At 61.3% G+C, this 8,337-nt stretch carries 8 protein-coding genes; 5 read left to right on the top strand and 3 right to left on the bottom strand.

All coding sequences use genetic code 11. The features are described 5' to 3' along the window. From EJC47_RS17055 to EJC47_RS17035, 5 genes are all read left to right on the top strand, one after another. Window positions 1–690: NADP-dependent phosphogluconate dehydrogenase (locus tag EJC47_RS17055; RefSeq protein WP_126849031.1), on the top strand; the 690-nt coding region annotated here is incomplete at its 5' end. Beyond that, the gene (gene zwf / locus EJC47_RS17050; RefSeq protein WP_029622668.1) at window positions 687–2,117 is read left to right on the top strand and encodes a glucose-6-phosphate dehydrogenase; all 1,431 of its coding nucleotides are present in this window, start codon (window positions 687–689) and stop codon (window positions 2,115–2,117) included. The genes EJC47_RS17055 and zwf, both read left to right, overlap by 4 nt. Next, complete coding sequence (locus EJC47_RS17045) at window positions 2,114–2,929, top strand: Cof-type HAD-IIB family hydrolase (protein WP_033963066.1); 816 nt, start codon at window positions 2,114–2,116, stop codon at window positions 2,927–2,929. Before zwf ends, EJC47_RS17045 begins: the two co-directional genes overlap by 4 nt. Further along, on the top strand, window positions 2,926–3,132 hold the full coding sequence (locus EJC47_RS17040) for a hypothetical protein (RefSeq protein WP_010405619.1): 207 nt from the start codon (window positions 2,926–2,928) through the stop codon (window positions 3,130–3,132). Before EJC47_RS17045 ends, EJC47_RS17040 begins: the two co-directional genes overlap by 4 nt. Next, on the top strand, window positions 3,129–3,875 hold the full coding sequence (locus EJC47_RS17035; RefSeq protein WP_010405618.1) for an HAD-IIB family hydrolase: 747 nt from the start codon (window positions 3,129–3,131) through the stop codon (window positions 3,873–3,875). The genes EJC47_RS17040 and EJC47_RS17035 overlap by 4 nt, the downstream gene beginning before the upstream one ends. A gap of 139 nt (window positions 3,876–4,014) precedes the next feature. On the opposite strand, the gene EJC47_RS17030 is transcribed toward EJC47_RS17035, so the two are convergent. The 3 genes from EJC47_RS17030 to adhP form a co-directional block, all read right to left on the bottom strand. Further along, window positions 4,015–5,304 (bottom strand): glycoside hydrolase family 130 protein, encoded by a 1,290-nt coding sequence (locus EJC47_RS17030; RefSeq protein WP_010405616.1) that lies wholly within the window; start codon window positions 5,302–5,304, stop codon window positions 4,015–4,017. A gap of 234 nt (window positions 5,305–5,538) precedes the next feature. Then, window positions 5,539–7,110, bottom strand: coding sequence for an oleate hydratase (locus tag EJC47_RS17025; RefSeq protein ID WP_126849030.1), 1,572 nt, complete (start codon window positions 7,108–7,110; stop codon window positions 5,539–5,541). Between the two features lie 189 nt (window positions 7,111–7,299). Then, a complete protein-coding gene (gene adhP, locus EJC47_RS17020; protein ID WP_126849029.1) occupies window positions 7,300–8,337 on the bottom strand; it encodes an alcohol dehydrogenase AdhP in 1,038 nt (345 codons plus the stop codon).

The raw sequence follows: 8,337 nt of genomic DNA, 5'->3' as shown, positions 1-8,337 counted from the left end.
AAGGACGACATCCGCCGGGCGAAGCTGTGCGCCATGAAAGGGCTCCACTATGTCGATGTGGGCACCTCGGGCGGTGTGTGGGGCCTTGACCGAGGCTATTGCATGATGATCGGAGGCGATGCCGCGACGCTCGACAGTCTCGATCCTCTCTTCGAGGCCATGGCACCAGGCTTTGGGACGATCGCACGCACACCGGATCGCGGCGGTCCCAACGAGGACACCCGTGCCGAGAAGGGGTATATCCATGCCGGTCCAGCCGGCTCGGGCCATTTCGTCAAGATGGTTCACAACGGCATCGAATACGGCTTGATGCAGGCCTATGCCGAGGGGTTCGACATCCTGAAGGGCAAGTCATCCGCCAAGCTGCCGGAAGACGAGCGCTTCGACCTCAACCTCACTGACATCGCCGAGGTCTGGCGCCGCGGCAGCGTGATTTCGTCGTGGTTGCTCGATCTGACCGCGACGGCGCTCGCCAAAGACCAAATGCTGGAGCAGTTCTCGGGCCAGGTCGCGGATTCCGGCGAGGGTCACTGGACGATCGAGGCGGCAATGGAGGAGGCGGTCCCTGCCTACGTGCTCTCAGCGGCACTGTTCGCGCGCTACCGCAGCCGGGTCGACACGACGTTCGGCGACAAGCTGCTCTCGGCGATGCGGTTCGGCTTCGGCGGCCATGTCGAGATGCCGCAATGAGCGATGCTCTGACTGCACCCTCTGCTACTTTCGTTATCTTCGGCGCATTTGGGGACCTCGCCCGCCGATTGCTGATACCCGCGCTCGTTAACCTCGCTCGGGCCGGCTTGCTGAATGAGGACATGGCGCTCGTCGGTGTCAGCCATCATGACAGCGACGACGAGCAGCTGCGCCAGGCGCTTGACGAATTCGTGAAGGACGATGCCAACTGGCCATGGCTCCGCAGTCGTATCCGCTATTTGAAGGGCGATTTCGCCGATTCGACTATGTATCAGGCTCTCGGCCGCCAACTTACCGGGAACGCGATCTTCTACCTCGCCACAGCGCCGGCCTTCTTCGGTACCGTCGTAAATCAGCTCGGCGATGAAGGGCTGCTCAACGAGACCGATGGTTTCCGCCGCGTCGTGATCGAAAAACCGTTCGGGACCGACCTTGCCTCTGCACAGGCGCTGAACCGGCAAATCCTTTCCCGCGCCAGCGAGTCCCAGATCTACCGGATCGATCATTTCCTTGGGAAGGAGACCGTGCAGAACATCATGGTCACACGCTTCGGCAACACCATGATGGAAGCCGTCTGGAACAACCGCTACGTCGATCATGTCCAAATAACGGCGGCCGAGGCGGTGACCGTCGGCACCCGCGGCAGCTTCTACGATGCCACCGGCGCATTGCGCGACATGGTTCCCAATCATCTCTTCCAGCTGCTGGCGCTGATAGCGATGGAGCCGCCGATCAGCTTCGATGCCGATGCGATCCGGACGGAGAAAGAGAAGGTCATTGCCGCCATCCGCCCGATCGACCCGACCGAGGCAATTCGCGGGCGCTATTGCTCCGGCGCCATCGCTGGCAAGGCCGTTTCCGCCTATCTCGATGAGCCCGACGTTGACCCTGCCAGCCGCACGGAGACCTTCGCCGCGCTCAAGTTGCACGTGGAGACGTGGCGGTGGTCGGGCGTGCCCTTCTATCTGCGCACCGGGAAGGCGCTGGCGACCCGTGATACCGAGATCGTCGTCCAATTCCGCGACGTGCCGCTGGCGCTTTTCCAGGAGACGGTGGTGGACCGGCTGCCCCCCAACCGTCTTGTGGTGCAAATTCAGCCCGACGAGGGCATCAGCCTTGAGTTTGTGGTCAAGCGGCCTGGGCTCGTCGTGAACACTGCGCCGGTCGCCATGGATTTCCGCTACCGGGACCATTTCGACGTGGGCCACCAGACCGGCTACGAAACTTTGCTCTATGACGTGCAATCGGGCGACCAGACGCTGTTTCAGCGTGCCGCGCAGATCGAAGGTGGCTGGCGCGCCGTGCAGCCGCTCCTCGATCTGTGGGCGCAAGGCACCCCCGAGGGATACGCCGCAGGCAGCGCCGGCCCCGAAAGTGCAGATGCGCTGATGCACCGCGCGCATCGACGCTGGCATCACCTTGGATGAGCGGCCCTATTCGCCTGATCGTCTCCGATATAGATGGCACGCTCCTCCGCCAGGACAAAAGCCTCTCCGACGGCGTGATCTCTGCGGTTGGAAGGGCCAGGACGGCTGGTATTGCGGTGAGCCTGATCAGTGCCCGCCCGCCCAGCGGCATGCTCTGGATCGCGAAACGGCTGGAGCTCACAGGCGTCATCGGTGCCTTCAACGGCGGCACGATCGTCCGGCCCGACGGGACTGTCGTTTCGGCAGATCAACTTGAGCCCGAATGCGCCGCGCGAGCACTCGCCCTGCTTGAGCACCCGGCCGTCACGCCGTGGCTGTTCTCGGGTGGCCTCTGGTATGCCCAAGCAACCGACGATGTGTATGTTCCACGCGAGCGGCGCGCGGCAAGCATCGAGCCGATAATCAAGGACGACTTCGCGGCATTGCTCGCTCATCCCGACAAGATCGTCGGCGTCAGCGGTGACCATGCATTGCTCGCGCGACTTGACGGCGAGATCGCGGCAGCGCTCGGACAGTTTGCGACTGTCGGCCGTTCGCAGCCTTACTATCTCGACATTACCGCTCCCCAGGCCAACAAGGGCGATGGCGTCGCCGCGCTGGCAGCCGCGATCGGCGTACCGCTCGCCAACGTTGCCGTGCTCGGCGACGAGCGTAATGACCTGCCGATGTTCGCGCGCGCCGGCCTCTCGATTGCGATGGGGCAGGGTCCCGATGCGGTCCGCTCCGCCGCTGACCAGGTGACCCTGTCGAACGAGGAGGACGGCGCTGCCCAAGCGATAGACAATATCATCCTGATGGAGGCTTCGAGATGATCGAGCCTGGCCAAGAGCGGATCCGCCGCGACATCTTGGAAAAGTTCATCGCGTTCGGAGGGCCGTCAAAGCCGGCTATCGTGCAGGCGATCCTCGATACAACCGTCGCACCGGTTACCGTCCGCCTGAAGAATATCGAACCCGATCGCTCGAGCGCCGCCTATCCGCCGAGCGACAGCACCCTGATTGGAGTCCACCGATGAAGCGCCTTATCGCCTTCGACCTTGACGGCACCCTGGCCGAGAGCAAACAGCCTATAGGCCAAGAAACGGCCGAGTTGCTTGCCAAGCTGCTTGATCTCGTCGGCGTCGCGGTGATCTCCGGTGGCGACTGGCCTCAGTTCGAAGCACAAGTCGTGTCGCGATTGCCCATCAGAGCTGACGTCCGTCAGTTATTCATCATGCCAACCACGGGCACCAAGCTCTACCGCTTCACGGATGCCTGGAAGCCGGTCTATGCTGATGTATTCGACCCCGACGAGCGCAGGCGCATTCTTCAGGCGTTTGAACTGGCCCCATGGGAAGTGGGCCTTCCGGACGAGAGGACATGGGGTGAGCGGATCGAGGACCGCGGGAGCCAGATTACTTTCTCTGGACTTGGACAGGAGGCGCCGCTCGACGCAAAGAAAGCGTGGGATCCCGACTTCGCCAAGCGCAAGGCACTGCAGGCAGCGCTTCGATCACGACTGCCCGAGCTGTCCGTCAACGTGGGGGGATCAACCTCCATCGACATTACTCGCCAAGGCATCGACAAGGCTTATGGAATGCGCCGTCTTTCCGAGGAATCCGGCATTCCGCAGTCGGCTATGCTGTTCATGGGAGACGCGATCTATCCCGGTGGCAACGATGATCCCGTTCGCACAGCCGGAATCGACGTAATCCCCGTGCGAGACGTGGCGGAGACCCGGACCGCGATGATGGCAATTCTCGCTTGCCTCAAACCCTGATCCGATTGCTATGGCATGGTATCCCCTGTGCACAGCCAACATCGCTAAACGACGCGCGGCCGCCCCGAATTGACGTTCGTCTTCCTTGAACGGCATCTACCGCTCGAACAGTCTGCAATTCCCAATCAGTTCGAGTGACCTACTCCATCACACTTAGGAGGTTATCAATCGAGGCCGTAGCAAAGGCAGTGAAGCTATCGGCCACCCCATAGGGTAGTAACATCGTTCGATCGTGAACGATCACACCGCAGCTATAGACGACGTTGGGTACGTACCCGTCCCTCTCGTGCGGGCTCGGGGCCAGTACCGGGCGCGGCGTGCGCGCCAGCAGCTTTGATGGGTCATTCTTGTCGAGCAGGCATGCGCCAATGCAATAGTTGCGGACCGTACCAACGCCGTGGGTCATCACTAACCAGCCTTCGTCAATCTCGATCGGCGACCCGCAATTGCCCATCTGGACGAATTCCCAAGGGAATTTTGGTGTAATGAGCTTTTCGCCACCTGCCCAGTTAAGCAGTTCATCGGAGAAGTGAAGCCAGATGTTCTTGCTGTCCTGACGCCCAAGCATGGCGTATTTTCCCGCTATGCGGCGAGGGAAAAGGGCCATGCCCTTTCCACTCGAGGCCTGGCCGGTCAGGACGCGCATCTCGAACGATCTAAAATCGGCCGTGCTCAGCAATTCCGATCGCACTTGGCCACCGCCGAACGCTGTATATGTACCATGGTAGCTGATGCTGCCATCATCCTCGCAGAAGCGAACAAGGCGCGTATCCTCGATACCCTGCGTTTGGCTCGGCAGGACCGGGAAAAGCACTGTCTCCGAGATCGTGCGACTGCCGGCGCAACACAGGCGTGCTGCTATGCCCTCCCCTCTCCCGCATGTATCGATGAGGGGCGATACCGATGTCGGGCTGGGATCATCGACCAAAAGTGCGCCGCCAGGCGTCCAGGTGCCGGTGCGGAACGTCACGGAAGATACATGCCCCTCGCCGATGCCTCGCAGCGACATCACGAAACGAAGCGTGCCCTCGGGCAGACCCGACTGGTCGGGATGGAGCACGGCGCTTGGGTTGAACAAGGCGGCGGCCTCATATGCAAATTCTTCGCTGCAGTAGGCGCCTATTAATCGCCGCTGCTTGGCGTTGATACGATCGGCACCCGCGATCCCGCTGGCGACTTCGTTGAACCGGCGAAGCAACATCGCATCGACGTCGCGGTGGTTCTCGTCCAGGGATAGTGTGACGCCTTTCAGCTGACGCGCCAACTCAGCCTCATCGAGCGCCACGATCAGATCGACAGTCTCCTGGGTGCGGGACGTGCCGCCGTCGAAATCTCTGGGATAATTCGGCTCAAAAGGACGGACGACGGTGCGCGATGGATCGGGTCGAAGAACGCGATCATAGAAGTTTAGCTTTGCGCGTGCGGTCATGCTGGTCGGTCTCCATTCGAATAATCCGCGCAGATCAATAAAGGCGCGAGCGCCAATATCGCGAGCCCGTCCTGGGCCCGACATTCGCCCTCGGTGGATGGCACTGTCGCGTCGGTAGGGCATGGTGCCTTCGCGCCGAATTGGGATTGTTACGTAGCCATTTCAGTGCCGCGCGCAGCGCACCAGGGAAACGTGATGCCTGCGTTTGGCCTGCTCGATCGAATGCGCGATGTTCTAGCGGAATGCCTTGATCGCCGCGCTCAGATTGACCCTGGCAGATCGATCGTAGTGACTGACTGGCGGGATCTGCGCATCGATTCCGAGAAGCTGATAGACCGCCATTTGCGCGGCCCGCACCGAATATTCGACGGTGAAGACGACATCTTCGGGTATTTCGACGAACTGACTGACAAAGGCGAGATTCCGCGTCGTTTCGGGAACCGGGAACGGCCGTTCGCCTTTCGAGCGCGGCATGAACATGCTCGTAATATAGGGCATCCGGCAGGGGATGCAGTTTGCCGTTTCAAAGACTGTCATGTCGATATTGAGATGGCCACATAGCTCGATCAGAAGGTCCTCCCCACAGCAGGCTGACATCGCCTTTGGCACGAAATCGCCGATGCGATCGGGGTGCAGAGCATACCCCCAGAACACCCGGCTCGTCGCCGGCTGGTCGGGGAAATGCGGTTGATGCGCCAATACCACCGACATCAACCAGCTCGAATCCTTGAAGGTCACAAGTCCGCCCGTGCCCGCCACGTTTCCGGTGAAGGATTCCATATGGTCGAAGAAGCGCGTGTTTCCCTGCGTGACCGTGAACGATATCCAGCAAGATTCGGCGATCGAGCTATTGAAGGCGGCTGGGTTCCCAAAGCCGGGATGCTCCGCGGCGAGCTTCTCCCATAGGGCCCACCCGCCGCTGTCATGTTTCGTCCGATGCGGCGGCGCACTGGTCATGGATCCCAGGCTCGAGGCGTCGGTCATCGAACCGTTCTGAAAAAAGACGAGGTCTTCGGGCCTAACGTCGATGGCGTCGGCCGCTTCGCCGTGGCGCAGCAGGATGCGGCTGACCGCTGACTTGCCGCCGATCGGGGCGAGGACGAGGTCTGTGACCAATGTGTCCCTGGCGAAATGGACGCCCCGTTCTTCGAGCCAGGCGGCCAGAGGACGGACCAGGGAATCATATTGGTTGTAGACCGTGCGCTTTACGCCCGCGAGCGTTTCGATCCTCGAGAATTCCTTGATGAAACGATGGAGGTAGCGCCTGAATTCGACCGCGCTGTGCCATGGCTGAAAGGCGAAGGTCGTTGCCCACATATACCAGAATTTGGTCTCGAAAAATGAAGGCGAGAGCCAATCGGTAATCCGTGTGGCGCCCAATCGCTCTTCACTGGCGACGGAAAGGCTGAGCAATTCCAGCCGGTCGTTCATCGAGAAGCCCATCGAGGTCACGTCGAGGATGGCACAATCGCGGTCGATCAGGCGTGCCTTCGAATGCGATCGTACACGCTCGTTGAACGCGATCGTCTCCTCGAAGACGGTCAAGCCGGGATGTTCGAGCGAGGGGATCGTCTTGAACAGACCCCAGGTGCATTCGTAATTATCCGTTGTCAGCATCCGGCCGCCGCGCATCGAATAGCCATCCGATGCGCGGCCGGCGCCGTCGAGGCTGCCGCCAAGGATCGGAAGCATTTCATAGACGGTAATGTCGCTGCCCTTCAGGCCACCGTCGCGGATCAGGAAGGCCGCTGCGGCCAGGGAGCCGATGCCGCCGCCGACAAGATACGCTTTTCTACCGCTTGCCATGTTGTTCTCCACTGGCGCCAAGTGGCGCCATGATCGAAATGAACCGGGGTCCCGGTCCGAGCGATGCCACTATGCCGGGGGTCGACGGCGCGGCGGTTCTCACCAAAAGATCGGACCTGCCGGGACGATGTGGGCGCACGCACGGGTGGTTGGGCACAGGCGGGGCACACCGTCAGAGCATTCGCTTGGTCAGTGGGCGCCGCCCTCGAAATCGATCACGATCCGCCCCTCGATTTCACCATGATGCATGCGCGCGAATATATCGTTGATGTTCTCCAGCGTGTCCGTCGTGACGGTCGCGCGAACCTTGCCCTCCGAGGCAAAATCAAGCGCTTCCTGCAGATCGAGCCGCGTGCCGACGATGGAGCCACGAACAGTGATCCCGTTCAGGACCGTGTCGAAAATCGACAGCGGAAAGTCGCCTGGCGGAAGCCCGTTCAACGCCACCGTGCCTCCCCGCCTGACCATGCCGAGTGCTTGCTGGAATGCGATCGGCGACACTGCTGTGACAAGTGCGCCATGGGCGCCACCGATCTCCTTCTTGATGAATGCGGCAGGGTCGAAGTTGCGCGCGTTGACGGTGAGATCCGCGCCCAGTCGCTCCGCGAGCGCGAGTTTGGCGTCGTCGATGTCGACGGCCACGACATTGAGCCCCATTGCCTTGGCATATTGCACGGCCATATGTCCGAGACCGCCGATGCCCGAGATCGCCACCCAATTACCGGGCCTCGTCTCGGTGACCTTCAGCCCCTTGTAGACCGTCACGCCGGCGCACAGGATCGGGGCGATGTCGATGAACCCGATATTGGCCGGCAGGTGACCGACATAATTGGGATCGGCAAGAACATATTCCGCAAAACTGCCATTCACCGAATAGCCGGTATTTTGCTGGGCCTCGCACAGCGTTTCCCATCCGCCGAGGCAATGAACGCAGTGCCCGCAGGCCGTGTAGAGCCAGGGGACGCCGACACGGTCGCCCTCTTTCACATAGGTCACGCCGCTACCTACCGCGACCACATGACCGACACCCTCATGGCCTGGGATGAAGGGCGGATTGGGCTTCACCGGCCAGTCTCCCTCGGCCGCATGAAGGTCGGTATGACAGACGCCGGTCGCCGCGATCTTCACCAGGATCTGGCCCGGGCCCGGCATCGTGACAGGCACTTCTTCGATCACCAGCGGTTGGCCGAATTCGCGCACGACCGCGGCCTTCATTGTCTTGTTCAT

It is taken from the genome of Sphingomonas sp. TF3 (assembly GCF_003985085.1).
Lineage (GTDB): Bacteria > Pseudomonadota > Alphaproteobacteria > Sphingomonadales > Sphingomonadaceae > Sphingomonas.
The sequence above is the reverse complement of the archived record's forward strand: the minus strand, read 5'-3'. Positions and strand labels throughout refer to the sequence as shown.